We start from the raw sequence: 25,323 nt of genomic DNA on the forward strand, positions 1-25,323 counted from the left end.
GACCAGATGCCTGCGACACGAACAGGTCACTGCGAGGTGGCCAACGGAGAGGTGGGACACGATGGGTGACGGTGTGGCCGGCGGAGCGATCGCCGATGCCCCGACCTGGCCGCCTGAGGTGGCCCGGTCCTACCGGGAGGCCGGGTACTGGCAGGGGCGGACCTTCGGTGAGGTGTTGCGTGCCGCCGCCGGTGCGCAGCCGGATCACCCGGCCGTCGTCGACGTGCACCACAGGCTGAGCTACGCCGAGCTGGACACCGAGGTCGACCGGACCGCGGCCGGCCTGCACAGGCTGGGACTGCGTCGCGGGGACCGGGTGGTGCTGCAGCTGCCGAACCGGGCGTCGTTCCTGGTCGTCTGGTTCGCGCTGCAGCGTCTCGGCGTGCTGCCCGTGCACGCGCTGCCCGGGCACCGGCGGGCAGAGATCGTGCACCTCGCCCGGCTCAGCGAGGCGGTCGCATACCTGATCCCGGACGTGCACGCACGGTTCGACCACCGCACACTGGCCGCCGAGGTCCGCGCCGAGGTGCCGTCGCTGCGCCACGTGGTCGTCGACGGTGACCCGGGTCCCGACGCCGTGGCCCTGGAGGCGCTGCGAACCACCGCCCCCGCGGAGGCCCCGGCCGCGGAGCTCGACCCGCCGGTGGCCTCCGACGTCGCGCTGCTGCTGCTCTCCGGGGGGACGACGGGGCTGCCCAAGCTCATCCCACGGACGCACGACGACTACCTCTACAACGCCGTGGCCGCCGCCCGGATCTGCCGGTTCGGACCGGAGTCGGTCTACCTGGCCGTCCTGCCCGTCGCGTTCAACTTCACGATGAGCTGCCCGGGAGTGCTGGGCACGCTGGCCACCGGCGGCACCGTCGTACTCTCCGGTGCACCGGACCCGGCGACCGCGTTCGCGCTGGTCGAGGCCGAGCGGGTCACCGTGACCGCGCTGAACCCCCCGCTCACCCCGATCTGGGTGGAGGAGGCAGGGCGTACCCGGTTCGATCTGTCCAGCCTGGAACTGGTCCAGGTCGGCAGTGCCCGGCTCGCCGACGAGATCGCCCCCACCGTGGAGCCCGCGCTGGGCGCCCGGCTGCAGCAGGTGTTCGGCATGGCCGAGGGCCTGTTGAACCTGACCGGCCTGGACGACCCGGACGAGCTGCGGTTCACCACCCAGGGCCGGCCGATCTCCCCGGCCGACGAGATCCGGGTCGTCGGCCCGGACGGTCGCCCGGTCCCGCCCGGTGAGCCGGGGGAACTGCTCACCCGCGGCCCATACACGCTGCGCGGCTACTACCGTGCACCCGAACACAACGCGACCGCATTCACCTCCGACGGGTTCTACCGGACCGGTGACGTGGTCCGGCAACTGCCCAGCGGCCACCTGATCGTCGTCGGGCGGGAGAAGGACCAGATCAACCGCGGTGGGGAGAAGATCGCCGCCACCGAGATCGAGGGGTACCTGCTCTCCCATCCGCAGGTCGCCGGGGTGGCCGTCGTCGCGGCACCGGACGAGCGGTGGGGCGAACGGACGGTCGCCTTCGTCGTCCCCCGCGACGAACCACCGGGCAAGGTCGGACTCGCCCGCCACCTGCGCGGGCTCGGGGTCGCGGCGTACAAGTTCCCCGACCAGGTCGAGCTCCTCGACTCGTTCCCCCTGACCCCGGTCGGGAAGATCGACAAGAAAGCACTGCGGGCCAGGCTGGCGGGCGGACGGTGAGCCGCTACCGCGTCCCCTTCGCCGCCCGCGGGAGCATCCTCGGGCAGCGCGAGGCGGCCGTGCTGCACCAGCTGGTGCACGAGGACACTGTGCTGTCGTCGGGGGCGCTGCGCGCGGAGTTCGAACGCCGGATGGCCGCCCACCTCGGGGTCCGGCACGCGCTGAGCGTCACCAGCGGAACGGTCGCGCTGGAACTCGCGATCGGCCTGCTCGACCTCGCCCCCGGTGACGAGGTTCTGGTGACCCCGCAGACCTTCCAGGCCACCGTCCAACCTCTGCTGGACACCCCGGCCACGGTCCGGTTCTGCGACATCGACCCCGCCACGGCCAACATCGACCCGTCCCGGGTCGAGGAGATGCTCACCGAGCGCACCCGGGCCGTGGTCCTCGTGCACTACGGCGGGCTGCCCGCCGACATGGACCGGATCACCGCCGCGACCCGGCCCCGGGGAGTCGTCGTGATCGAGGACTGCGCACACGCACTCGGCGCGGACTACCGCGGACGACGACCCGGCTCCCTCGGCGACATCGGCTGTTTCAGCTTCCACTCCAGCAAGAACATCACCACCCTCGGTGAGGGCGGGCTCATCACCGTCGACCGGGACGACTGGGCCCGGCGAATCGACCGGCGCCGGTCCAACGAGGTGGACGCCGACCTTCTGGTCGGGCCGCACCCGGACGCCGTACCCGAGTCGCTGCCCTGGATGCGGTGGTCCGAGCGGGCGTACGGACAGGCCTGTTCGCGGGTCCGCCGGTCCGGGACCAACGCCACCCTCTCCGAGGCCGCCGCCGCGGTCGGCCTGGTCCAGCTGGACCGGCTACCCGAGCTCCACCAGCGGCGGGCGCATGTCGCCGCCCGGCTCGACGAGGTGCTCGCGGGCCAGGAGGGTGTGCGGCTGACCCGTACCGAACCCGGGACACGCAGTGGCCACCACCTCTACACGTTCTTCGTCGAGCGTCCTGGCGTGCGCGACGCACTGGTCCGGGCACTCGACGCACGGTCGGTCGAGGTGCAGCTGCGCTACTTCCCCCAGCACCTGATGCCCGAGTGGCGGGCGCGCGGGCCGCACGGCCCCGGTGAGTGTCCGGTCGCCGAGGCGTCCTGGTTCGGCGGCCACATGAACCTGCCCTGCCATCCGCACCTGACCGACACCCAGATCGACCACCTCACCGACGCCCTCGACGACGCGCTGCGCGAGGTCTCGCGCGCACCGTCCCGGCCCGGCGCTTCTGACACGGAGGCCACATCATGCCCTTCATCGACGTGAAGATCTTCGAACAGCGGCTCACCCCACAGACCCAGGAACAGCTCGTCACCGAGCTGACCGACGCCGTCGTACGGGTGTTCGGGGAATCGATCCGCGACCAGACCTGGGTCGTCCTGGACGGGGTCGACCCGGCGCGGTGGGGGATCGGTGGCCGCCCAGCGGGGAAGTGACGGTGAGCCAAACCCTGCCGAACGCTCGGCCAGGATGGTCCGTGCCGCTGATCGTGCCGATCCAGGCGGTGCTCGCAGCCACGCTGACCGTCGGCGCGCTGCTCGCCGGGGGACAGCCCATCGACGTCGGGCTGCTGGTCGGCATCCTGGTGCTCGCGGTCCGCTTCGCCGAACCCCTGACCGCGGTTGCGGGCATCGCCGCCGGGTTCCGGATGGCCGGGGTCGGTGTGCACCGTGTCCAGGCGTTCCTCGCCGAGCCGGCCCTGGCCGAACCGTCGACGCCGGCGCGATGGGGCGCGTCGGGGGACCTCGCGCGGGTCGCCGCGGCCGCCCGGGTGGACGAGATCGTCGACCGCCTCCCGCAGGGCTGGGCGACCCCCGTCGGGGCGGCGGGCCGCACCCTCTCCCGCGGGGGGCGACAACGCGTCGCCATTGCCCGCGCCCTGTTGCGCGACCGTCCCGTGGTGCTCCTCGACGAGGTCGCCTCGGCCCCGGACGCCACCAACGAACGGCTCGTGGGCGAGGCCGTCACCGCCCTCGCCCGCGACCGGGCGGTGCTGGTGGTCGCCCACCGGCTGCAGACCGTGTTGGCCGCCGATCGGATCGTCGTCCTCGACGAGGGACGGATCGCCGACGTGGGCACTCATACAGAGCTGCGCGAGCGCACCGGCGCCTACCGCCGGTTCGTCGAGAGTCGGCACGCGGCCGCAGACTGGTCACTGGTTGGGAACGTGCAGCGAACCCCACCCTCCTCGGTGGGATTCAACGGTTTCGACCCGCTGGGCTGCGTCTGCGTCGACGGGTCCGGATCCGCCGCCGTGGCCTGAGGATCAGCCGGGCTCGTCCTTCAGGTACAGGTACCAGTAGGCGAGCGCGACGAACACCGCACCGCCGACGAGATTCCCCACGGTCGCGATCGACAGGTTGATCGTGACGTCCGCCCAGGTGAGACCGGGCACACCGGCGAACATCGCGGCCGGGAGGAAGAACATGTTGGCGACCACGTGGTCGAAGCCCATCGCCACGAACGCCATGATCGGGAAGAAGATCCCGAGGATCTTCCCGGTGACCCGGTCCGAGGCGAGCGAGAGCCAGATCGCCAGGCAGACCAGCCAGTTGCAGGCCACCGCCCGCAGGAACACCTCCCAGGCGCCCGCCGAACCGCCCTTGGAGTCGGTGATCCCGACCAGGCGTTCGTAGGTGAGCAGTTCCATGCTGCCCGGCGGGGACCCGACATCTCCGACGACACCGGCCGCCACGGCGAAGAAGTACGCGACGAACACGGCGCCGGCGAGGTTCCCGACGAGCACGATCGCCAGGTTCTTCGGTACCGCCACCGGGCGCAGCCTGCGACGCAGCACGGCCATCGGCAGCAGCATCATGTTCCCGGTGAGCAGGTCCGCGCCACCCACCACCACCAGGACCAGGCCGAGGGTGAACGCGGCGCCGAGGAACAGGGTCGGCAGGGTCCCCCAGAACTCGGGGTCCATCCCGGAGGAGACGCTGATCGCGACGAGCGCACCGAAGGCGATGTAGGCGCCGGCGAGGAACGAACCCACGGCGACGGAGTCCCAGCGTCGGCTCGCTTTCGCGACGCCCTGTTCCACCGCGGCGGGTGCGATCTCGGCGGGGGTCCGGTCGGGCACGGTCGTCTCCTCCTGGCTGCGGGGACCGAGGGCCGGATAGACGAAGGAGGTACGCCCGAAACACCGCTTTCGTCACAATCTGGGCGGTCGGCCGGGAGGAGACGTTCAGCACGTGGTGACGAACCCGGCTAACAGGACGGCGGGAGAAGCGACACCCCCTCCGTGATGTTCCGGACCTCGCCGGTGGAGGACGCCGCGACCACACGGTTCCTGGACCTCCGGGGGCGCCGGTACTCGGTGTCGGCGCGGGCCGCCGTCGGGATCGGGGTGGCCGCTCTCGCACCGTTCGCGGGGCCCCCGGCCGGGCCGTGGCTCTGCGGGGCGGTCGCGGTCGCCTTCGGCGGGTGGAACCTCGTCCACCTGCGCTGGGCGCGCACCGGGCGCCCGGCCTGGGCCGGCCGGGCCGATCCGCCGGTGGTCGCGGCGCTGGGCCTGGCCCAGCCGTTGCTGGTCGATCCGCAGCTCATCACGGCGCAGCTCGGCTGGGTGTCGGTGGTGGTCTCGTTCACCGCGATCGCGGTGCAGTGGTACCGGCCTGCGCGTTCCGGGGCGGTGATCGCGGTGCTGCTGGCCGCCGCCTATCTCGGCGGCTGCCTGCTCTCCGGACTCGGGCCGGGCGAGGCGTTGCTGGCCGGGGGCGGGGCCTGGATCCTGGTCGGCGCGGCGCTGTCCCGGCTGCTGAGGGTGCTGGTGGCCAGGGCCGGGAGGGAGGCCGACGCGCTGCTGGCGGACCGTCTCGTCCGCGAGCGCGCGGCGGTGACCGAGTCGGCCCGGCGGGCCGAGCAGCGCAGGCACTGGGCCGCGGTGCACGACACCGCCGCCGGGACCCTGCTGATGGTCGGCCTGGGTCAGGTGAGCGGGCGTGAGCCCTGGCTGCCGGACCAGCTCGACCGGGACGTCGCGGCGCTGGAGGGCAGGCCCGGCGGCGTCGTGCCGTCGCTGGCCCGCACCGTGGCCCGGTCCCGGGTGCGGGTACGTCCCGAGCCCGTTGCACCGTTCCCGGAGCTGCCCGCGCCCGCGCTCACCGCGCTCGACGGCGCCGTCGGCGAGGTGCTGGAGAACGTGCGCCGGCACGCCGGGACCGGCTCCGCGCAGCTCCGGTTGCGGGCCCGCGACGGCGGCGTCCGGATCGAGATCACCGACGACGGCGGCGGGTTCGATCCGGCGGCCGTGCCGCGCGGGCGCACCGGGTTGCGGACGTCGGTGGCCGATCGGATGGCCGGTGCCGGGGGCCGGGCGACGGTGGCGTCCGCGCCGGGGCGCGGGACCACGGTGACGCTGGAGTGGCCGACGCCGGACCCGTCCCGGCCCGCCCCGACCGGCCGCGATCCGGAACGGGGCGGGCACGCCCTGCACCTGCTGCGCGGACTGCGGCTCGCGCAGTCGCTGGTCGTGCTGGTCGTGCTCGGGGTGTTCTGCCTGGGGAACCTGCTCGCGACGACGGAGCTGTACCCGGCACGGTGGACCGCCTGGATGTGGTTCGCCGGCATCGTCGCGGTCGCGCTCGCCGACCTGGCGCTGGTGCTGGCCGGCCGCTCCTGGGGCGCGGCGCGACTGCCCGCCGCGGTGTTCGTGCTGCTGATGTCGCTCGGGGTGACGCTGTCGCTGCCGGCCGACGAGCTCGTCCGGCCCGCGCACTGGACGCTCGGGGTGACCGGCTTCCTCGGGGTGCTGCTGTTCTGCGACCGGCGGCTGAGCCGGACCGTCGGGTTCATCGCGGTGCATGTCGTGCTGATGGCCGGGGTACTCGTGCTCCGCGGACGTGCTGATCCCGCCGGTCTGGTGGAGTTCGGCATCGTCGTGGTCGGCGTGGAGGGCCTGCACCTGGCGGTCGCGCTCGGGGCGACGGCGTTGCGCGCCGTCGCCGCGGAGGCGGCCGGGGCGGCGTCCGCGCGGGCGGCCGTCGTCACCCGGGAGGAGGTCGCACAGCGGGTGCACGCCGATCGGGAACAGCGCTACGCGGCGCTGCGGGCCGGTGTGCTGCCGTTGCTGCGCGGCCTGCGCGACGGCGCGGCGTCACCCGCCGACCCGGACGTGCGGCGCCGGGCGGCGACGGAGTCCGCCCGGCTGCGGCGGCTGTTCGCGCGGGTCGACGACGACGGTGGCGAGCTGGCCGGTGAGCTGGAGGTGCTTCTCGAACACGCCGAACAGCGCGGCCTCGGCCTGCGGGTCTCCGTCTCGGCGCCCCGGACCGAGCCGCCGGCACGGGTGCGGCGGGCGCTGGTCGGCCATGCGGGAGCGTTGCTGGCGTGCGCGACCGGGACCGCGCGGCTGACCCTGCACGACGACGACGACGGCGAGCTCGTGCTCGCGGTGGTGGCGGCGCTCGACCCGGGACGTGGGCCGCCGGCCGCCCCCGGTGTCGTGGCCGGCGTCCGCACCGAGACCGTGGAGCACGAGGGGCACAGCTGGTTGGAGGTCCGATGGCAGCAGCGGTCACCGCGGTGATCGTCGACGACCACCCGGCGATCGTGGAGGGGGTCGGCGGCTGGTGCGCCGCGGCCGACCCGCCGATCACGGTGCTGGCGGCCGGCCCCCGGCCGGACGTCGCGCTGACCGGCGCCGGCGCCGGTGCCGACGTCGTCGTCCTGGACCTGTTCCTGGGCGGCCCGGTGCCCGATCTCGCCGCGCTGCGCACCCTGGTCGAGGCCGGCCGCAACGTCGTCGTCTACTCCCAGGACGAGACGCCGGCGACCGTGCTGGGCTGTGTCGATCTCGGCGCGTCGAGCTACCTGGCCAAGTCCGAGGGGGCCGGGCACCTGGTCGCGGCGGTGCACGCTGCGGCCCGCGGCGAGTCATACACCGGGCCGATGCTGAGCGGTGTGCTCGCCGGCGACCGCCGTCCGGGCCGGCCCGTGCTGTCGGCCCGGGAGCGCCAGGTGCTCCTGTCCTGGTTCGAGTCGGAATCGAAGACACTCGTCGCGCACCGGCTGCACCTGTCGGTGACGACCGTCGACACCTACATCGCGCGGGTGCGGGCCAAGTACGCCGACGCCGGCCGGCCCGCTCCGTCGAAGGCCGCGCTGGTGGCACGGGCGCTGCAGGACGGTCTGGTGGAGCTGGGCGAGCTGTGACCGGCGTCCCGGCCGCCGGAGAGCACCGCCACATCGCGTGAGAGGCTGGCCCGGTGCGCACTCGGACGGGCAGGTTCACAGCGGCCCTGGTGATCGTCTCGGCGCTGGTCGCGGGCTGTGGTGCCGGGCCGAACCGGGCCGACTCCGCCGCGATCGTCGGCGAGACGTCGATCCCGCTGGACGAGACTCAGCAGTCGATCACCCAGGTGCTCGTCCGGCCGGGGCTGGTCGAGGGGCTGACCGCGCAGGGCGGCTCGGAGGCCGACGTCGGCCGCGCCGTGGTGTCCCAGCTCGTCATCCGGGACCTGCTCGCCAGGACTGCGCAGGAGCAGGGGATCACCGTCACCGATCAGCAGGTCGAGGCCGCGATCGCCCGGGCGGGCGGTCCGGACGCGGTGGCCGAGAGCTCGCTCGCGGTCGGCGGGGCGCAGGCGGCGATCCGCGACCAGCTGACCCTCACCGAGCTGGCCGGCCGCGAGCTGGACCGGCTGTCGGTCACCGCCGACGTGGCCGTCGCCGAGTCGCGCGAGCAGGCACTCGAGCTGGCGCGCGAGGTCGCGGCCGGCGGCGCGCGTGCCGAGCAGGCACTGGCCGGGGCCGGCACCGCCCAGCGTGACCTGGCGATCCGCCCGGCGGAGACGCCGCAGGCCGCGCTGACCCCGTTGATCGGAATCCCGGCGGGCTGGGTCGCCGCGTTCCAGCTGGGCACCGGCCAGGGCTGGGTGGTGGTCCGGGTCACCGACCGTACGCTTCACGCGCAGGCCCCGCCGGAGGGTGGCGCCGCGGAGCGGCTCGATCCGCAGACGCTGTCCGAGGCCGGGATCCGGCTGCTGACGCCGACCGCGCTGCGCGCCGGGGTGGAGCTGAACCCGCGCTACGGCACCTGGGACCCGATCCAGATGCTCGCGGTGCCGGGGGCGGACGAGGCGGCGACGGTGCTGCCGGTGTCCACCGGTGCGGGCGCCGGCTCCGCTGCGCCGGCGCCGTGAGCGCGACGGTCGTCGCGTGCCCGCGCCGTGGGGCCGCGCTGCCGGCGGCCGCGGTGCCGGCACTGCGCGCTTCGACGGCGGTGCTCGCCGTCCCCGGGCTGGACGCGGGCCTGGCCGCCGGCGCCCAGGAGTGGGACGGTACCGATCCGGCGTCGCTGCCCGACGGCACCGTGCTGCTGGTCCCGGCCGGGCACCCGGCCGCGGATACGGACGCCGTCGCCCCGCCCACCGGGCACGCCGTGCTCGACGCGATCGCGGTGATGGACCGGCTCCGCTCGCCGGGCGGCTGCCCGTGGGATGCCGAGCAGACCCACCGGTCGCTGCTGCGCTACCTGGTCGAGGAGTGCTACGAGCTCTACCAGGCCATCGAGGACGGCGACCGCACCGAGCTGCGCGAGGAGCTCGGTGACGTGCTGCTGCAGGTGCTGTTCCACGCCAGGGTCGCCACCGAGCACCCGGACGACCCGTTCGGCATCGACCCGGTCGCGACCGGCCTGGTCGACAAGCTCGTCGGGCGGCATCCGCACGTGTTCGGCAGCGGCGAGCAGGTCGCGACCGCGCAGGACCAGGACCGCCGCTGGGACGAGCTGAAGCGGGCCGAGAAGCGGCGGGAGTCCAGTGTGGACGGCGTCGCCACGGCGCAGCCCGCGGTCGCCCTGGCGGCGAAGCTCGCCTCCCGCACGGCCCGGGCCGGACTGCCCGCGGACCTGCTGCCCGACGGGGACGAGCCCGGTGAGCGGTTGTTCCGGCTGGCCGCGCTGACCCAGCTCGGCGGGGGCGACCCGGAGGACGCGCTGCGCGGCGTCGCCCGCGCGTTCGACGCCCGGGTCCGTGCGGCCGAGAAGGCCGCGGCCGCCGACGGCCGGGACCCGCACGCCCTGACCGCCGACGACTGGCGCCGGTACTGGTCGACGCCCTGAACCGGTTCACCCGGCCGGGTGGCTCCGGTCGGTACGGTGGGCGGGGTGCTCATCCGATCTCTGGTGGCGGCGGTCGGCGGGATCCTGGCCCTCGTCGTGCTCGTCGCACTCGCGGTGCTGGTGACCGGCCCGGACCGGGGCGGACCGCGGACGCCGGTGGACCGGGACAGCCCGCCGCCGGCCGCGGCGCCGCTGCCGGACGGCACGGACCCGGTCGCCTGGGCCGCGGCCACGGCGCCCGGTGCGGACGTCCCCGAGCGCACGTTGCGGGCCTACGCGAACGCGGAGCTGCGCCAGCGCGAGCTCACCCCGCAGTGCCGGGTCGGCTGGGCGACCCTCGCCGGGATCGGCCGGATCGAGTCCCGGCACGGCACGCTGGGTGACGCGCAGGTGCGGGCCGACGGCCGGGTGGAGCCGCCGGTCGTCGGGATCCCGCTGGACGGCACCGACGGCACCCGGCTGGTCACCGACACCGACGGCGGCGTGCTCGACGGCGACCCGGACCTGGACCGGGCGGTCGGACCGATGCAGTTCCTTCCCGAGACCTGGCAGCGCTACGGCGCGGACGGCAACGACGACGGTGTCGCCGACCCGCACCAGATCGACGACGCCGCGCTCGCCGCCGCCGGTTACCTGTGCGGCGGCGACCGGGACGTGACCGAGGCCGAGGACTGGTGGGACGGCGTGCTCGCCTACAACGCCTCCGGTTCCTACGCCCGTGACGTGTGGTCGGCCGCCGCGGACTACGCCGCCCGCACCGCGCCGGACGAGGCCGCGCGCTGACCGCCCGCGGATCGCGCGGGGCCGGTCAGGGCCGGTCGGTGACGACCGCGATCCGGGCCCTGACCTCGCCCAGCGCCTCCTGGTACTCCGGCCGCGGGTCCATCGCCGAGGCCATCTTGAGCGAGGTCTCCGCCTCGCCCAGCCTGCCCTGGCGCTGCAGTGTCTTGCCGAGCGCGAAGCGCGCGTAGTGGTCGGCCGGGTCGATCTCGATCACCCGCAGGAACGACTCCTCGGCCTTGCGCAGCTGCGCCGAGTCCAGGTATGCGCGGCCCGCGAGCAGGTGCACCGACGCGTCCGGCGAACCGGCCGGGCCGAGCACCGCGCGCAGCGCGTCCAGCGCCTCCAGCGGCCGGCGCCGGGAGAGCAGCGAGTCGGCGCGGCGGAACGCGGCGACCGGGTCCGAGGAGTGCGCACGTGGACTGCTCATGGTCACGCCCACGTTAGGTGTGATCCACGTTCGACGCGAGGGATTGACACCGCGGCACCGTGACGTAAGCGTCCCTCGCGGGTCACGCCGCTGTGGCTACGCTGGCGCCGGACACGACCGGCGACGCGAGAAGGAGTGACGGTGGCGGTCATCGAGCAGGTCGGGGCACGCGAGATCCTCGATTCGCGGGGCAACCCGACGGTGGAGGTCGAGGTCGCGCTGGACGACGGCACGCTGGCGCGTGCCGCGGTCCCGTCCGGCGCCTCGACCGGTGAGCACGAGGCCGTCGAGCTGCGTGACGGCGACGCGAAGCGCTACGGCGGCAAGGGTGTGGAGAAGGCCGTCGCGGCGGTCCTCGACGAGATCGGCCCGGAGCTGGTCGGCGTCGAGGCGGTCGACCAGCGCCTGGTCGATCAGCGCCTGGTCGACCTCGACGGCACCCCGGACAAGTCGAAGTTCGGGGCGAACGCGCTGCTCGGCGTGTCGTTGGCGGTCGCGAAGGCCGGTGCCGAGTCGTCCGGGCTGGAGCTGTTCCGCTACGTGGGCGGTTCGAACGCGCACGTGCTCCCGGTGCCGATGATGAACATCCTCAACGGGGGAGCGCACGCCGACACCTCCGTCGACGTGCAGGAGTTCATGGTCGCCCCGATCGGGGCGGAGACCTTCCGGGAGTCGCTGCGCTGGGGCGCCGAGGTCTACCACGCGCTCAAGTCGGAGCTGAAGGACAAGGGGCTGTCCACCGGCCTGGGTGACGAGGGCGGCTTCGCACCGGACGTCACCGGTGGCACCCGCGGAGCGCTGGACCTGATCGCGGCGGCCGTGCAGCGGGCCGGGTACACCCTGGGGACCGACGTCGTGCTGGCGCTCGACGTCGCGGCCACCGAGTTCCACGAGGGCGGCACGTACTCCTTCGAGGGCAAGAAGGTCTCGTCGGAGAAGCTGGCCGAGGTGTGGGCCGAGCTGGTCGACAGCTACCCGCTGGTCTCCATCGAGGACCCGCTCGACGAGAACGACTGGGACGGCTGGGTCGCGCTCACCGAGACGATCGGGGACAAGGTGCAGCTGGTCGGCGACGACCTGTTCGTCACCAACCCGGAGCGGCTGGAGGACGGCATCGCCCGCGGAGCGGCGAACGCGCTGCTGGTGAAGGTCAACCAGATCGGGACGCTGTCCGAGACCCTGGACGCGGTGACGATGGCGCACAACGCGGGGTACCGCTGCATGATGAGCCACCGCTCCGGCGAGACCGAGGACGTCACCATCGCCGATCTGGCCGTCGCCACCGGCTGCGGCCAGATCAAGACCGGCGCCCCCGCCCGGTCCGAACGGGTCGCGAAGTACAACCAGCTGCTGCGCATCGAGGAGCTGCTCGGCGACGCCGCCCGCTACAACGGCGAGCTGGCGTTCCCCCGCTACCAGGTGCCCGGGCAGGGCTGAGGCGGGTGATCCGGGTGGCGCGCCCGATCCGCTCGGCGCGGCACCCGGACCGACGCCCGATCGGGCGGCATCCTGGGGGCGACGACCACGCAGCGGTACCGGTTCGGGGGAGGGGGTCACCGTGGGGGAGACACGCAGCCGTGCCCGCGACGCCCGCGCGCGTACCGCCGGTGCCGGGCGTGGGCGCGCACCGGCCAAGCCGCGGACCTCGCCGCCGGGCGCCCGCAAGGGCACCGAGCGGTCCCGCCCGGCCGGCCCGCCGCCGCCCCGACCGCGGCTGACCAGGGCCCGGTCGAAGGCCGGCGAGGTCGTCGCGCGGACCACCGGCATGCTCGGGCTGTCGTCGACCAAGCGGGCCGCGATCCTGGCGATCGTGGTGTGCGCGCTGGCGCTGACCGTCGCCGTCCCGCTGCACAACTACGTCGCCCAGCGGCAGGAGCTGGCCGCCGTCTCGGACCGGCAGCAGGCCCTCGAGGCCGAGGTCGACCGGTTGTCCACGGACCGGGCCCGGTTGTCCGATCCCGCGGAGGTCGAGGCCCAGGCGCGCACCCGGCTCGGGATGGTGAAGCCGGGCGAGACCCCCTACATCGTGCAGTTCCCGGCGCCGCCGGAACCCGAGATCGACGACGGCCAGGCGGAGCCGGGGGTGCCCTGGTTCCACACCCTGTGGAACGACGTCACCGGTGAACCTCAGCGATGAGCCAGTTTCAGATGACGCTGACCTGCGGTTTTTGCTGGAAGGCGGCCACATTGGACTCCGACCTCTTCGCCGTGTCCGGCTCGGCCGCGGTCTACGACTCCTCTCCCCTGCAGCGGCTGCTGCGCGACGTCCACGTCGCGGGCCAACACCTGCTCAACCGCCCCCGGACCGTCGACGCCGTCGGCACCGCCCTGGTGGGCTGACCGCCCCAGGCTCAGCGCATCGCGTGGCGGGCGGCCAGGTGGCCCCAGGTGAGGGCGCCTGCGAGGGAGAGCCCGCCCGCGAGGATGCCGGGACCGAAGACGGCGGCCATGGCGTTGCCCGCCGCGTAGAGACCTTCGATCGGCGTGCCCCGCCAGCTCAGGACGCGGGCGTCGGCGTCGGTGCGGGGGCCGCCCTTCGTGCCCACCGAGCCGGGGTGGATGCGGACGGCGAAGAACGGGCCGCGCTCGAGGGTGCCCAGGTTGGGGTGGTCGGCCCGCGGGTCGCCGAGGTTGCGGTCGTAGGCCGTCTCGCCGCGATGGAAGTCCTCGTCGACGCCCGCCCGGACGAACCCGTTGAACCGCTCGACGGCGGCCTCCAGGCCCGCCGGGTCGACGTCGATCAGCTTCGCCAGTGCGGCCAAGTCGGGTGCCTCGACCGCGCCCGCGGAGACGGCGTAGCGCTGCCGGTACCGGTCGTCGCCGACCGCCCACGCGGGCAGGTTGCGCGGGGCGCCGGTGGCCGGGTCGACCTCGCCGAACGCGAGCGCGCAGTTGTGGCTCGACTCGTTGACGAAGCGCTTGCCCGCCGGGTTCACCCAGATCACGTGCGGCAGCACCCGCTCGGCCAGCACCTGGGAGTGGCGTGGGGTGCCCGCGGCGTCGCCCCAGGTGCCGCTGCCCGCGGTGACCGGCCAGCACCAGTCCTCGCCGAGGCGGGCGAGCGCGGCGCCGACCTCCCCGGCCATGCGGACCGCGTCGCCGACGTGCCCCGGCGGGCTGACGGGGTGGGTCATCGGGGCGCCGAGCAGCTCGCCGCGCAGCCGCTCGTCCCACTCGAAGCCGCCCGTGGCCAGCACGACCCCGCGCCGGGCGCGCACCTGCCCCGGCTCGCCCGCGCACTCCACACCGGTGACTCGGCCGTCCGGGTCGCGCAGCAACGTCTCGACGCGCGCGTCGCGCAGCATCGTCACGCCCGCGGCGCGGCAGGCCCGCAGCAGCCCGACGACGAGCGCGACGCCCAGCGTCACCTCGCCGCGCGCCATCCGGCCCTCGACCAGCTCGCCGGGGAAGACCGACCCGTCGACGTGCAGGCCGATGCCGAACACCTCGTCGTTGGTGAGCACCGGCGGGATGGCGGTGGGCCACACCTCGTCGGCCCACCCGTCGCCGACGGCGAGCGGTGCGGGTTCGAGGTGGCGGGCGCCGGGCCTGCCGCCGGGGCTCTCGGCGAACGAGTCGGGCCACGCGCTGGCCTGGAAGCGCAGCTCGCTGTGCTCCTCGACGAACCGCACCACGTCCGGCGCGGCGGTGAGGAACGCGCGGATGAGCGCCTCGTCGCGGTCGGGGCTGTGGTGGCGGCAGTAGCGCAGGGCGTCGTCGAACGAGTCGTCGACGCCCGCCGCCGCCATGTGGTGGTTGCCCGGCACCCAGACGTGCCCGCCGGACATGGCGCTGGAGCCGCCCCAGTGGGCCGCGGCCTCCAGCACGAGGACCTCGGCGCCCGCGGCGGCCGCGGTCATCGCCGCGGTGAGGCCAGCAGCACCGGATCCGGCGACGACGACGTCGAACTCGTTCTGCATGGCACTCGATGCTAACGAGACCCGCGCGGCACGTCCCGGGATCGGTTATGCCATCCGCGCTGCGGCCCGGTTCAGCACCTCCCCGCCCCTACCGTTGGGTGGACGAGGTGATCGACCCGTGGAGGGAGCACCGGATGGTGTCCGCCGCGGCTTCACGGCGATGGAGCTGCGCGCGATCCTCCCGCTGTACGACTGGTGCCGAACGGCACCATCGCCGACCTGGGCGGCGGCACCGGCGGGTTCATCGCGGGCCTCTACGTGGGATTCGGGTCGATGGGGTTCGGGAAGGGAGCCGACGAGCGGCGCGACGCGGTGCTGGGCGCGCTGCGGACGAACCGGATGCGCGGAATCCTCGCGACCGGCTGGGGCGGTCTGAGCGCGCCGGACTCGCCGGCCGACGACGTCCTGGTCGTCGGCTCCGCTCCCCACGACCGCCTGTTCGAACGGGTCGCAGCGGTGGTGCACCACGGTGGGGCCGGGTCCACCGCGGCCGGGCTGCGCGCGGGCAGGCCGACGCTGGTCTGCCCGTTCGTCGGTGACCAGCCGTTCTGGGGGGCCCAGGTACACGCCGCGGGGGCCGGTCCGGCGCCGCTGCGTCCGGCCAGGATGCGTGCGCAGCTCACCGGGCGGTTGGGCGATCTCGTCCGGAACGAGGGTTACCGGGAGCGGGCGCGTGCGATCGCCGGTCGGATCGCCGCCGAGGACGGGCTCGCCACCGGCGTACGCGTACTGGAGGACCTGCTGCCCGCCTGACCGGACGGGCTGTCGAACCCGGGATGCCCGGCGAGCAGCCTCCCTCGGGAGGGAAGGCCGGACGGGCAGTCCGACGCCGGCCCGCGCGTCGGGGGGACGGCATCAGCAGCGAGCTTGATATTTGCGGGATCTTGATGGCTGCCTCCGTCGCGGTACGCAGCCTCGCGACCTACTCTCCTGCGGGGTGCCGGGAAGTCTGGTCGGCGAGCGATGCACCGTGCCGTCGAGAGGACCACTGTGGACGTCTATCGTTCGGAAGCCGGCCGCCGGGCCCTGCAGGACTGGTGTCGCCGCGAGCTCGATCGTGCTCTTCCCGGCGCGCAGCGACGAACCCTCGAGACCTGCCTGGGCCCCACGCACCTCACCACCGCCGGGTCCGGGCCGGGCGTCGTCCTTCTGCCGGGGACCAACTTCGGGGCGGCGACCTCGATCCCGTTGATCTCGGCACTGTCGAGGTCGTTCCGGGTCACCGCGGTCGACACACCGGGGCAGCCCGGGCTGAGTTCCGGTCGGCGGCCGGTCGACGACCTGATCACTCAGCACCAGCACTGGTTCACCCAGGTCCTTCGGGGTATCGGTCCGGACACCGGGCCGCTGCTGCTGATCGGCGAGTCGCTCGGCGCCGTGGCGGCGCTCTGCGCGGACCCCGCCCCACAGATCCGCGGGTTGCTGCTGGTGGCTCCGGCCGGGCTGATCGAAGCTCGCGTCGATCTGGTCACGCTTCGCGCGACCCTGCCGTGGCTCCTGCGACCGACCCCACGCCGCGCCGCCCGGTTGCTCGCCACGATGGCAGGCGGGGCGCCGATCGCTGATCACGACCGATTGGTGGAGTGGATGGCGATGGTGCCCGAGCATGCACGGAGCAGCCTCGCGCCGGCGCCGCTGCCGAACGTGACGATCTCCGCCTGGCAGCACACCCCGTGCCGGGTCGTCGTCGGTGAGCACGATCGCTTCTTCCCCCCGCCCCGGCTCGCCGAGGTCGCACGAACGGCGCTGCACGCCGGCACACGCGTCGTGCCCGACGCAGGCCACCTCGTGGCCCACACCGCACCCGAGGTGATCGTGGACGTGGCCGCCCAGCTGCACGGGGTCGGGCAGGACGCCGAGTGAGCTGATCGGCCCTGCGGTGCCCGGCGTGCGGACCGCGCCCGGGCGCGCGGTGGTGGTGGCCGCGCGGCAGCGACGCCGGTGCTGCCGCGCCGCGGGCCGGGACGGCACGGCCGTGCGGGAGAATGGGGTGGTGAGCTCGCCGCACCGTCCTCCCGGCCTGGAACCGGGCCCCGTCGCCGAGGCCGACGTCCGGGCCGTCGAACAGCAGCTCGGCCGGGCCCCGCGGGGCATCCTCGCGGTCGCCTACCGGTGCCCGTCCGGTCACCCGGCGGTCGTGCAGACCGCGCCGCGGCTCCCGGACGGCACACCGTTCCCGACGCTCTACTACCTGACCTGCCCGCGGTTGGCGTCGCGGATCGGGACCCTGGAGGCGCAGGGCCGGATGAGGGAGATGGAGGCGCGGCTCGCCGCCGACCCCGACCTCGCCGGGCGCTACCGGGCCGCGCACGAGCGCTACCTCGCGGAGCGGGACGCGATCGAGCCGCTGGCCACCCACCCCGACGTCACGGCGGGCGGGATGCCGGACCGGGTCAAGTGCCTGCACGTGCACGTCGCGCACGCGCTCGCCGCCGGATCCGGGGTGAACCCGTTCGGCGACGAGGCGATCGAGGAGCTCGGCGCCTGGTGGCGTGGCGCGGACTGCGCCGGAACCGGCACACCGGTCACCGGGCGTTAGGTCCGGTGCGACCCGGTGCTCTCCGGAGCGACCCGGTGCCGACGCCGCAGATCCTCCTCAGACCAGGCCGCTCTCCCACGCCAGCCGGACCGCCGACGCCCGGTCGACCACACCGAGCTTCTCGTAGACGTGCACCAGATGCGTCTTCACGGTCGCCTCGGAGATGCCCAGCCGACCGGCGATGGCGCGGTTGGTGGTGCCGTCGGCGACCAGCCGCAGCACCTCGATCTCGCGGCTGGTCAAGGCCGGCCGGGGCGACCGGTCGGTCAGCGTGGCCAGCGCGACCGGGGCGAGCACCGGGCGTCCGGCGACGAGGTCGTGCACGGCCCGGACCAGGTCGGCCCGTCGGGCGTCCTTGAGCAGGTATCCGTCGGCACCCGCGGCCATCGCACCGCGGATGTCGCGGTCGGTGTCGTAGGTGGTCAGGACGAGAATGCGGGGACGTTCGGGGTCAGTGGCCCGGATCGCGCGGATCGCGTCGATCCCGGAACCCTCGGGCATCCGCAGGTCCAGCAGCACGACGTCGGGCGCGGCCCGGGACACGATCCCGACGGCCTCGTCGCCACCCGCCGCCTCCCCGACGACCTCGATCCCCGGCTCGGCGGTGAACATGCCGGTGATCCCGTCCCGGACCACCGGGTGGTCGTCGACGACGACCACCCGCACCGACCGTCCCGTTTCGCTCATACCGGCCCTCCCGCTCGCTCCGCCGGTGCTGCCGCCCGGTCGGTCGTCGTCGTGGCCCCACCGGCCCGCCCGGCCGCCGAGCCGGCCCGATCGGCCGCCGGGCCGCCCGGGAGGCGGGCCCGGACGAGCGTGCCGAGCCCGGCGGTCGACCGCAGCTCAAGCTCACCACCGGCCGCCCGGACCCGTTCGGCCATGCCGTCCAGGCCCCGTCCGCGGGGCACCGTGTCCGGGTCGAAGCCTGCTCCGTCGTCGCGCACCTCGAGCACGGTGCCCACGTCCGACCCGGCGAGGCGCACCTGCACCGTCGACGCGCAGGCGTGTGCCGCGACGTTGGCCAGCCCCTCCTGCGCCACCCGCAGCAGCACCCGCTCGTGTGCGATCGCGGTCGGGGCGTCGTCGGCGTCGAGCTGGGTCACCACCCGGTGCTCGCGCGCCCACCGTCGCACCAGATCCTCCAGGGCGGCGACCAGCGAGCGGTCGGCCAGCTGGTGCGGGGACAGCGCGGCGACCGCGCTGCGGGCCTCCAGCAGACAGTCCCGGGCAGCCTCCTCGGCCCGCTCGATCCGGTCCCGCACCGGCGGATCAAGGCCCGGCGGGAGCGCCTCCAGCTGGCGGATGACGGCGACCAACCCCTGGGCGACCGTGTCGTGGATCTCGCGGGAGAGCCGGGCCCGTTCCTCGGCGACGCCGGTCTCGCGGGCCTGGGCGACGAGCCGGTCGTGCAGGGCGGCGTTGTCCCTGGTGACCCGTGCGAGTTCCTCGACGGCCCGCTCGCGCTCCGCGACCACCCGCTCCCGCGCACGGTCGGCGCGGATCATGACGGTGGCCACGACGACGTTCACCGCGGCGATCAGCACGAAGACCACCGGAGCGCCCTGGATCCCGGGGATGCTGCCGCTCTGCCCGAGCGCGCAGGTCAGTGCCGTGAGCAGGACCCAGGTGATCTGCGGGCGACCCCGCAGGTGGGTCATCGCGTCGATGTAGCCGATGAAGGCGTAGATGCAGAAGAACGGGTTGAGCAGGGTCGCGGCGATCACCGCCACCTGGTGGAGCAGGAGCAGGACGACGACCGTGGGGGACCCTGGGGCCCGGTGCAGCTCGGCCCGGCGCAGCAGCACCCTGCCGACCGCGGCGACCCCGGCGGGGAGCATCGACCAGGCGACGTCGTCGGCGTCCAGCAGGATCCCGACGGTGACCCAGCCGACCAGGCAGGCCGCCGCGATCATCGCGAACGGCAGCCGGCCGACGGCGGAACCGCCCGCCACCGGTGCGGGCCGCGGTCGTGCGGGCGCGCGGGGCCGCTCCAGGAGCGGGCCGGACGGAGCCATGGGGGCATTCTTCCCGGTCGGCGCGCTCGCGGGACCTCCACCACCTGGTTGATGCGGCGATCGACGATCGTCGGAAGCGCGAGGGCCGGCCGGGTTCCTAGCGTGTGCGGCATGTCATCGACCACCGACACCGTCCCGGCCGGGACCGAGCGGCGCAGGCTGCACGGCCTCGACGCGCTCCGTGCGCTCGCGCTCGGGCTGGGCATCGTGTTGCACACGATGCTCGCCTACATACCGGACTCGGGCTGGTTGGTGACCGACAGCGTCACGGATCCGGCGGCCGGGCTGCCGGTGTACGTGATCCACCTGTTCCGGATGACGACGTTCATGCTGCTCGCCGGATACTTCGGCGCGATGATGCTGGGCCGCCGCGGGCCGGGCGGGTACCTACGTGACCGGTTGCTGCGGATCGGGCTGCCGCTGGTCGCGTTCTGGCCGATCTCGGTCGGGGGGATGGTGGCGCTGGTGGTGCTCGGCGCGGCCGTCCTCGGCACGCCGGTACCGGTCCCGCCCGAGCCGCCGCCCGGTACGCCGACCGGCCTGCTCGCCCTCAGCCCGGGCCAGCTGTGGTTCCTGCTGGTCCTGATGGAGATCATCGTCGTCTGGCTGGTGCTGCGGGCGGTCGCCACGACGGTGCTCGGGGCCGAACGGGTACAGCGGCTGGTCGCGGCCGCAGGTGGTCTGCTCGCCGGACCGGCCGGGATGCCGGTCGCCACCCTTCCGTACCTGGTCGCGCTGCTGGTGCAGGGCTCCGGGGGCGGGATCGTCGAGCCGCGCACGCTGGTCCCGTCGCTGCCCGCGTTGATCGGCTACGGCGGCGCGTTCGCGGTCGGCTGGGCGCTGCACGCCCACCCGGAGTCGCTGCGCCGGATCGCGCGGGCGTGGCCGGTCCACCTGGGGATCGCCGTCCTCGCCACCGTGCTCGGGGCACTCGTCGAGGGGTGGGGTGCCCCGCTCGTCGTCTCGGCGGGGGTGACCGCGCTCGCCGGCACGGCGTGGACCTACGGCCTGCTCGGCCTGTTCGCAGGCGTCCTCGACCGGTACAGCCCGACCGTGCGCTATCTGTCGGATTCGGCGTACTGGGTGTACCTGCTGCACCTGCCGGTGCTGATCGGGATCCAGCTCCTGATGGTCGACCTCCCCTGGCCGATCCCGGTGAAGGTGCTCGTCACCTGGGTGGTCGCCGGGGTATTGCTGCTGGTGAGCTACGACGTGCTGGTCCGCGGCACCTGGGTCGGGCGGTGGTTGAACGGGCGCCGACACCGGCCGGTGCTGCTGCGCCGGGGGCACGCCGAGGCATGAGGCCGGCCGCGCTCGGCGGGATCGGTGCCGGGTGGCTGCACCGCGGGGAGCGCGGCGCCACGCTCAACCGGCCGGGGTGGCCCGCTCCAGCAGCAGCCCGACGGCGTCGGTCGGGACGCTGCCGGGCCGGGCGCCCGCGGTGCGCAGCGGCCCGTCGCCGTCGAGGCGGGCGGCGAGGAACACCTCGGCCACCGCGGACGGGGCGTGCCGGACGAGCAACGACCCCTGCAGCGCCAGGCAGGCCAGTTCGGCGAGCCGCCGGGCCCGCCGCTCCTGCGGTGCGGCCAGCTCGGTGCGCAGCGCGGTGATCACCGCGTCGAGCCGGGCGTCCCGCCCGGCGCCCAGGTCGATCTCGGTGAGCAGCGCGTCCACCGCGTCGGGCTCCCGGCCGATCGCCCGCAGGGCGTCCAGCGCGGTGACGTTGCCCGACCCCTCCCAGATCGAGTTGAGCGGGGCCTCCCGGTAGAGCCGGGGCAGATCGGACTCCTCGACGTAGCCGTTGCCGCCCAGGCACTCCAGCGCTTCGGCGACGACCGCCGAGGTCCGCTTGCACACCAGGTACTTCGACACCGGGAGCGCGAGGCGCAGCAGCGCACCCTCGCCGCGATCCACCGCTGCGGCCAGCCGCAGACCGAGCACGGTCGCGGCCTCCGACTCGGCGGCCAGCTCGGCGAGGACCGTACGCATCAGCGGCTGCTCGATCAGCCGAGCGCCGAACGCCGACCGGTGCGCGGTGTGGTGCGCGGCCTCGACGACGGCCGCCCGCTGGGTCCCGGCGGCGCCGAGCACGCAGTCCAGACGGGTCATCGAGACCATCTCGATGATCGTCCGGACGCCGCGGCCATCCTCGCCGACCCGCCATCCGACGGCGCCGTGGTACTCGATCTCGGACGAGGCGTTGGACCGATTGCCCAGCTTGTCCTTGAGCCGCTGGAGCCGGATCGCGTTGCGGCTGCCGTCCGGGAGCACCCGGGGCAGCACCAGGCAGGTCAGGCCGCCAGGGGCCTGGGCGAGGGTGAGGAACAGGTCGTTCATCGGGGCCGAGGTGAACCACTTGTGCCCGGTGAGGCGGTAGCTGCCGTCCGGCTGCGGGGCGGCGACCGTGGTGCCGGAGCGGACGTCGGATCCGCCCTGTTTCTCGGTCATCGACATCCCGGCGAGCAGGCCCGGCTTGGTCGACGGCTCGGCGAGCCCCGGTGCGTAGTCGCGCGCGGTCAGTCCCGGCTCGTACCCGGCGGCCAGCTCGGGGGCGTGCCGTAGCGCGGGGATCGAGGCGTAGGTCATCGAGATGGGGCACAGATGGCCCTGCTCGACCTGGGAGGTCAGGTAGAACCCGGCCGCCCGGGTCACGTGGGCGCCCGAGCCGGGCGCCGCCGTCCACGGCGTGCCGCCGAGCCCGTGCTCGACGCTGACCCGCATCAGCTCGTGCCAGGACGGGTGGAACCCGACCTCGTCGATCCGGTGGCCCGCCCGGTCGTGGGTGCGCAGCTCCGGCTCGTGGACGTTCGCGGTCCTGGCGTGCTCGTGGTGTTCCGCGGTGCCGACGGCGGCGGCGAGGCGTTCCAGCGCGGCCCGGTCCCCGCCTTCCCGCAGCAGCGCCTCGACCAGCGCCGGGTCGGTGGCGAGCAGCCCGCCCTCCGGACGGGGCGGGACCTGGTTGATGACCTCGTGGGTGCCGAGATCGGACACCGGGGCCGGTGTCTCCGGGCGGGCGCGCGTCGTCGTCACTACCCGAGAGTAACTTGGTCGGCGGGTCGGGTTCCAGCCGTGCGCGTACGGTGGCGGCGACCGGTCGTCCAGCCCAGGGAGTGCCGATGTCGCGGGTGGCCGCCATCGACTGCGGGACCAACTCGATCCGACTGCTCGTCGCCGATGTCACCGAGGCGTTCGACGGGGCGAAGGAGCTGCGCGACCTGCATCGCGAGATGCGGATCGTCCGGCTCGGCAAAGGTGTCGACGCGACCGGGAAGCTCGACCCGGAGGCGCTGGAGCGGACCAGGCTCGCGCTCGTCGACTACGCCCTCGCAGCCCGGCGCAAGGGCGCCGAGCGGGTCCGGATGGTCGCCACCTCGGCGACCCGCGACGCCGCGAACCGCGAGGACTTCTTCGCGATGGTGCGCGACACGCTCGGTGTCGAGGCCGAGATCATCACCGGCGACGAGGAGGCCCGGCTGTCGTTCGTCGGTGCGGTGGGTGATCTCGACCCCGACGACGGGCCGTTCGTGGTGACCGACGTCGGCGGCGGATCGACCGAGGTCGTCGTGGGCGAGCTGCGCGACGGTGTCGCCGAGGTGAGCGCGGCCCGATCGGTGGACATGGGGTCGGTCCGGCTCACCGAGCGCTGCCTGCACTCGGACCCGCCCTCGGAGTCCGAGGTGGACGACGCCCGCCGGGTCGCGGCCGATGTTCTCGCCGAGGCGTTCGCGTCGGTGCCGGTCGAGGGCGCACGGACGTGGGTCGGTGTCGCCGGGACGATCACCACGCTGTCCGGGATCTCCCAGGAGCTGCCGCGCTACGACCCGGAGGCGGTGCACCTGTCGTCGCTGACCCGCGACGAGCTGCACCGGGTCGCCGACCTGCTGATCCACTCGCCGCGCGCGGAGCGGGAGAAGCACGGCGCCCTGCACCCGGGCCGGGTCGACGTGATCGGCGCCGGGGCGCTGGTCGTGCAGGCGCTGGCCGACGAGCTGCACGCCCGCGCGAAGATCGACCGCGTGATCGTCTCCGAGCACGACATCCTGGACGGCATCGCGCGCTCGATCGCATGAGCCCGACACTGGCCGGCCTCGACGCGCAGATCGTCGAGTGCCGGGCCTGCCCGCGGCTGGTCGAGTGGCGGGAGCGGGTCGCGGTGGAGAAGCGGGCCGCGTTCCGTGACCAGACCTACTGGGGGCGTCCGGTTCCCGGTTTCGGGCCCGCCGACGCCGCGATGCTGATCGTCGGGTTGGCCCCGGCCGCGCACGGGGCCAACCGAACCGGGCGGATGTTCACCGGCGACCGCAGCGGTGACGTGCTGTACGCGGCGATGCACGCCGTCGGGCTGGCGTCCCAGCCGACCTCGGTGCACGCCGGGGACGGCCTGGAACTCCACGGCGTCCGGATCACCGCGCCGGTGCACTGCGCGCCGCCGGGCAACAAGCCGACGCCCGCGGAACGGGACACCTGCCGGACCTGGCTGGAACGCGAGCTGGACCTGCTCGCCGGCACGGTCCGGTCGATCATGGTGCTCGGCGGGTTCGGCTGGCAGGCGCTGCTGCCGGTGCTCTCGGGTACGGGATGGGAGGTGCCCCGGCCGGCGCCGAAGTTCGGGCACGGCGCGTCGGTGACGCTCGCGCCGTCCGACTTCCGGCGTGCTCCGCTGAGTCTGGTCGGCTGCTACCACGTCAGCCAGCAGAACACCTTCACCGGGCGGCTCACCCCGGCCATGCTGGAGACGGTGCTGGCCGACGCCGCCCGCAGCGCCGGGCTGGCCCCGTCGCGCCCCCGCGGCTGAACTCCGCATGGTCGAGACATGTCCGCGTCGCGACGACGACGGCCGTGCGCCCACCGGGCTGCCGCCCGGCGCCCCGGATGGAAGAGTGCCGGCTGTGATCGGTGCTGAGCCAACCCGTTCCACGGCGGAGAACTACCGGCGGTTCGCCGAGATCCAGGCGCGGGGCCGCTCGCCGCGCTACGAGGAGTTCGCCGCCGGGATCGCCGGGGACCCCGAGGTCCTCGCACTGATCGACTCGTTGCCGCCGGGCAAGCGGCAGCCCAATCTGGTCCTCGGAGCGGTCCGCTTCGTCACCGGTGACGCGGACGGCTACCCGGAACTGCGCCCTACCCTGCTCGACGGCTGGGCACGGATCCGGTCCGTCGTGCTGGCCCGGTCGACCCAGACCAACGAGATCGGCCGGTGCGCGGCGCTGCTCCCGGTGCTGGCCGGGTTGCCGCAACCGCTTGCGCTCCTCGAGGTGGGTGCCAGCGCCGGGTTGTGCCTGCGGATGGACCGGTACCGCTACGACTACGGCGTCGGTGAGCCCCTCGGTCCGTCCGACGCCGCGGTGACCCTGCGCTGCGAACTCCGCGGTGACACCGCCCCGCCGTCGCGGCTGCCGGGGATCGCCTGGCGGGCCGGGCTCGACCTGGCGCCGGTCGACATCTCGGACCCGGACGACGTGCGGTGGTTGGAGACCCTGGTCTGGCCGGGCCAGCCGGAGCGCCTGGCACGGTTGCGGACGGCGCTGGCCGACGCCGCGGCCGAACCGCCCCGCGTCATCGCCGGTGACCTGCGGACCGGCCTCGCCGAACACCTCGCGGACGCGCCGCCGGACGCGACACGCGTGGTCCTGCACAGTGCGGTGCTGGCGTACCTGCCGCCGGAGGACCGGGAGGATTTCGTCCGGCAGGTCGCCGAGGCCGGGGCGATCCGGATCGGCTTCGAGGGCGAACAGGTCCTGGCGGGGATCGCGCCGACCACGGGCACGCCGTCGTCGGCGTTCCTGATCTCCCGCGACGACCGGGTGGTGGCGCGGGCAGATCCGCACGGGGCCTGGCTCGAGTCGCTCTGAGGTCGGTGGGCC

At 74.4% G+C, this 25,323-nt stretch carries 25 protein-coding genes; 19 read left to right on the forward strand and 6 right to left on the reverse strand.

Annotated features, from left to right (window positions below):
• The first annotated feature begins 61 nt into the window (after positions 1 to 61).
• From AB0J24_RS13310 to AB0J24_RS13325, 4 genes are read left to right on the forward strand one after another with little or no spacing between them, the layout of a single operon-like run.
• Positions 62 to 1,708, forward strand: a complete 1,647-nt coding sequence (locus tag AB0J24_RS13310; protein WP_358680087.1) for an AMP-binding protein — start codon at positions 62 to 64, stop codon at positions 1,706 to 1,708.
• A complete protein-coding gene (locus tag AB0J24_RS13315) occupies positions 1,705 to 2,976 on the forward strand; it encodes a DegT/DnrJ/EryC1/StrS family aminotransferase (protein WP_358680090.1) in 1,272 nt (423 codons plus the stop codon). Before AB0J24_RS13310 ends, AB0J24_RS13315 begins: the two co-directional genes overlap by 4 nt.
• Positions 2,958 to 3,146, forward strand: coding sequence for a 4-oxalocrotonate tautomerase family protein (locus AB0J24_RS13320; protein ID WP_358680093.1), 189 nt, complete (start codon positions 2,958 to 2,960; stop codon positions 3,144 to 3,146). Before AB0J24_RS13315 ends, AB0J24_RS13320 begins: the two co-directional genes overlap by 19 nt.
• Positions 3,147 to 3,187: 41 nt before the next feature.
• Positions 3,188 to 3,973 (forward strand): ATP-binding cassette domain-containing protein, encoded by a 786-nt coding sequence (locus AB0J24_RS13325; RefSeq protein WP_358680096.1) that lies wholly within the window; start codon positions 3,188 to 3,190, stop codon positions 3,971 to 3,973.
• Positions 3,974 to 3,976: 3 nt separating this feature from the next.
• Here AB0J24_RS13325 and AB0J24_RS13330 read toward each other — a convergent pair whose 3' ends face one another.
• Positions 3,977 to 4,792, reverse strand: a complete 816-nt coding sequence (locus tag AB0J24_RS13330) for a formate/nitrite transporter family protein (protein ID WP_358680099.1) — start codon at positions 4,790 to 4,792, stop codon at positions 3,977 to 3,979.
• A gap of 165 nt (positions 4,793 to 4,957) precedes the next feature.
• Between AB0J24_RS13330 and AB0J24_RS13335 the strand changes: the two genes are divergently transcribed.
• The 5 genes from AB0J24_RS13335 to AB0J24_RS13355 are packed head-to-tail and all read left to right on the forward strand — an operon-like array spanning position 4,958 to position 10,558.
• Positions 4,958 to 7,240, forward strand: coding sequence for an ATP-binding protein (locus AB0J24_RS13335; protein WP_358680102.1), 2,283 nt, complete (start codon positions 4,958 to 4,960; stop codon positions 7,238 to 7,240).
• Positions 7,216 to 7,866 (forward strand): response regulator, encoded by a 651-nt coding sequence (locus AB0J24_RS13340; RefSeq protein WP_358680105.1) that lies wholly within the window; start codon positions 7,216 to 7,218, stop codon positions 7,864 to 7,866. Before AB0J24_RS13335 ends, AB0J24_RS13340 begins: the two co-directional genes overlap by 25 nt.
• 53 nt (positions 7,867 to 7,919) lie before the next feature.
• Complete coding sequence (locus AB0J24_RS13345) at positions 7,920 to 8,855, forward strand: SurA N-terminal domain-containing protein (RefSeq protein WP_358680108.1); 936 nt, start codon at positions 7,920 to 7,922, stop codon at positions 8,853 to 8,855.
• Complete coding sequence (locus tag AB0J24_RS13350; RefSeq protein ID WP_358680111.1) at positions 8,852 to 9,775, forward strand: MazG family protein; 924 nt, start codon at positions 8,852 to 8,854, stop codon at positions 9,773 to 9,775. Before AB0J24_RS13345 ends, AB0J24_RS13350 begins: the two co-directional genes overlap by 4 nt.
• 45 nt (positions 9,776 to 9,820) lie before the next feature.
• Complete coding sequence (locus AB0J24_RS13355) at positions 9,821 to 10,558, forward strand: lytic transglycosylase domain-containing protein (RefSeq protein WP_358680114.1); 738 nt, start codon at positions 9,821 to 9,823, stop codon at positions 10,556 to 10,558.
• A 25-nt stretch (positions 10,559 to 10,583) separates the two neighbouring features.
• Here the strand turns inward: AB0J24_RS13355 and AB0J24_RS13360 are convergent, their stop codons facing one another.
• Positions 10,584 to 10,985 (reverse strand): tetratricopeptide repeat protein, encoded by a 402-nt coding sequence (locus AB0J24_RS13360; RefSeq protein WP_358680117.1) that lies wholly within the window; start codon positions 10,983 to 10,985, stop codon positions 10,584 to 10,586.
• A 141-nt stretch (positions 10,986 to 11,126) separates the two neighbouring features.
• Between AB0J24_RS13360 and eno the strand changes: the two genes are divergently transcribed.
• The 3 genes from eno (at position 11,127) to AB0J24_RS13375 (ending at position 13,325) form a co-directional block, all read left to right on the forward strand.
• Positions 11,127 to 12,422, forward strand: coding sequence for a phosphopyruvate hydratase (gene eno, locus AB0J24_RS13365; protein WP_358680120.1), 1,296 nt, complete (start codon positions 11,127 to 11,129; stop codon positions 12,420 to 12,422).
• A gap of 121 nt (positions 12,423 to 12,543) precedes the next feature.
• Complete coding sequence (locus AB0J24_RS13370; protein ID WP_358680123.1) at positions 12,544 to 13,122, forward strand: septum formation initiator family protein; 579 nt, start codon at positions 12,544 to 12,546, stop codon at positions 13,120 to 13,122.
• Positions 13,119 to 13,325, forward strand: a complete 207-nt coding sequence (locus AB0J24_RS13375; RefSeq protein ID WP_358680126.1) for a hypothetical protein — start codon at positions 13,119 to 13,121, stop codon at positions 13,323 to 13,325. The genes AB0J24_RS13370 and AB0J24_RS13375 overlap by 4 nt, the downstream gene beginning before the upstream one ends.
• An 11-nt stretch (positions 13,326 to 13,336) precedes the next feature.
• Here the strand turns inward: AB0J24_RS13375 and AB0J24_RS13380 are convergent, their stop codons facing one another.
• The gene (locus tag AB0J24_RS13380; RefSeq protein WP_358680129.1) at positions 13,337 to 14,905 is read right to left on the reverse strand and encodes an FAD-dependent oxidoreductase; all 1,569 of its coding nucleotides are present in this window, start codon (positions 14,903 to 14,905) and stop codon (positions 13,337 to 13,339) included.
• Positions 14,906 to 15,100: 195 nt separating this feature from the next.
• On the opposite strand from AB0J24_RS13380, the gene AB0J24_RS13385 reads away from it, so the two are divergent.
• From AB0J24_RS13385 to AB0J24_RS13395, 3 genes are all read left to right on the forward strand, one after another.
• The gene (locus AB0J24_RS13385) at positions 15,101 to 15,658 is read left to right on the forward strand and encodes a nucleotide disphospho-sugar-binding domain-containing protein (RefSeq protein WP_358680131.1); all 558 of its coding nucleotides are present in this window, start codon (positions 15,101 to 15,103) and stop codon (positions 15,656 to 15,658) included.
• Between the two features lie 237 nt (positions 15,659 to 15,895).
• Positions 15,896 to 16,768: an alpha/beta hydrolase gene (locus AB0J24_RS13390; protein ID WP_358680134.1), complete on the forward strand. Its 873-nt coding sequence runs from the start codon at positions 15,896 to 15,898 to the stop codon at positions 16,766 to 16,768.
• Between the two features lie 130 nt (positions 16,769 to 16,898).
• Positions 16,899 to 17,444: a DUF501 domain-containing protein gene (locus AB0J24_RS13395; protein ID WP_358680137.1), complete on the forward strand. Its 546-nt coding sequence runs from the start codon at positions 16,899 to 16,901 to the stop codon at positions 17,442 to 17,444.
• 57 nt (positions 17,445 to 17,501) lie between these two features.
• On the opposite strand, the gene AB0J24_RS13400 is transcribed toward AB0J24_RS13395, so the two are convergent.
• Both AB0J24_RS13400 and AB0J24_RS13405 read right to left on the reverse strand, forming a co-directional pair.
• The gene (locus tag AB0J24_RS13400; RefSeq protein ID WP_358680139.1) at positions 17,502 to 18,131 is read right to left on the reverse strand and encodes a response regulator transcription factor; all 630 of its coding nucleotides are present in this window, start codon (positions 18,129 to 18,131) and stop codon (positions 17,502 to 17,504) included.
• Positions 18,128 to 19,459 carry a sensor histidine kinase gene (locus AB0J24_RS13405; protein ID WP_358680142.1) on the reverse strand — a complete coding sequence of 444 codons (1,332 nt, stop codon included), beginning with the start codon at positions 19,457 to 19,459 and terminating at the stop codon, positions 18,128 to 18,130. The genes AB0J24_RS13400 and AB0J24_RS13405 overlap by 4 nt, the downstream gene beginning before the upstream one ends.
• A 111-nt stretch (positions 19,460 to 19,570) precedes the next feature.
• On the opposite strand from AB0J24_RS13405, the gene AB0J24_RS13410 reads away from it, so the two are divergent.
• Positions 19,571 to 20,761 (forward strand): acyltransferase family protein, encoded by a 1,191-nt coding sequence (locus AB0J24_RS13410; RefSeq protein ID WP_358680145.1) that lies wholly within the window; start codon positions 19,571 to 19,573, stop codon positions 20,759 to 20,761.
• Between the two features lie 63 nt (positions 20,762 to 20,824).
• On the opposite strand, the gene AB0J24_RS13415 is transcribed toward AB0J24_RS13410, so the two are convergent.
• Positions 20,825 to 22,489, reverse strand: coding sequence for an acyl-CoA dehydrogenase family protein (locus AB0J24_RS13415; RefSeq protein ID WP_358680148.1), 1,665 nt, complete (start codon positions 22,487 to 22,489; stop codon positions 20,825 to 20,827).
• Positions 22,490 to 22,575: 86 nt separating this feature from the next.
• Here AB0J24_RS13415 and AB0J24_RS13420 point away from each other — a divergent pair, with 86 nt between their 5' ends.
• From AB0J24_RS13420 to AB0J24_RS13430, 3 genes are all read left to right on the forward strand, one after another.
• Positions 22,576 to 23,529 (forward strand): Ppx/GppA phosphatase family protein, encoded by a 954-nt coding sequence (locus AB0J24_RS13420; RefSeq protein ID WP_358680151.1) that lies wholly within the window; start codon positions 22,576 to 22,578, stop codon positions 23,527 to 23,529.
• On the forward strand, positions 23,526 to 24,254 hold the full coding sequence (locus tag AB0J24_RS13425; protein WP_358680153.1) for a uracil-DNA glycosylase: 729 nt from the start codon (positions 23,526 to 23,528) through the stop codon (positions 24,252 to 24,254). Before AB0J24_RS13420 ends, AB0J24_RS13425 begins: the two co-directional genes overlap by 4 nt.
• Positions 24,255 to 24,348: 94 nt before the next feature.
• A complete protein-coding gene (locus AB0J24_RS13430) occupies positions 24,349 to 25,311 on the forward strand; it encodes a DUF2332 domain-containing protein (RefSeq protein ID WP_358680156.1) in 963 nt (320 codons plus the stop codon).
• The last annotated feature ends 12 nt before the right edge of the window (positions 25,312 to 25,323 follow it).

This window comes from Pseudonocardia sp. NPDC049635, from assembly GCF_040659795.1.
GTDB lineage: Bacteria > Actinomycetota > Actinomycetes > Mycobacteriales > Pseudonocardiaceae > Pseudonocardia.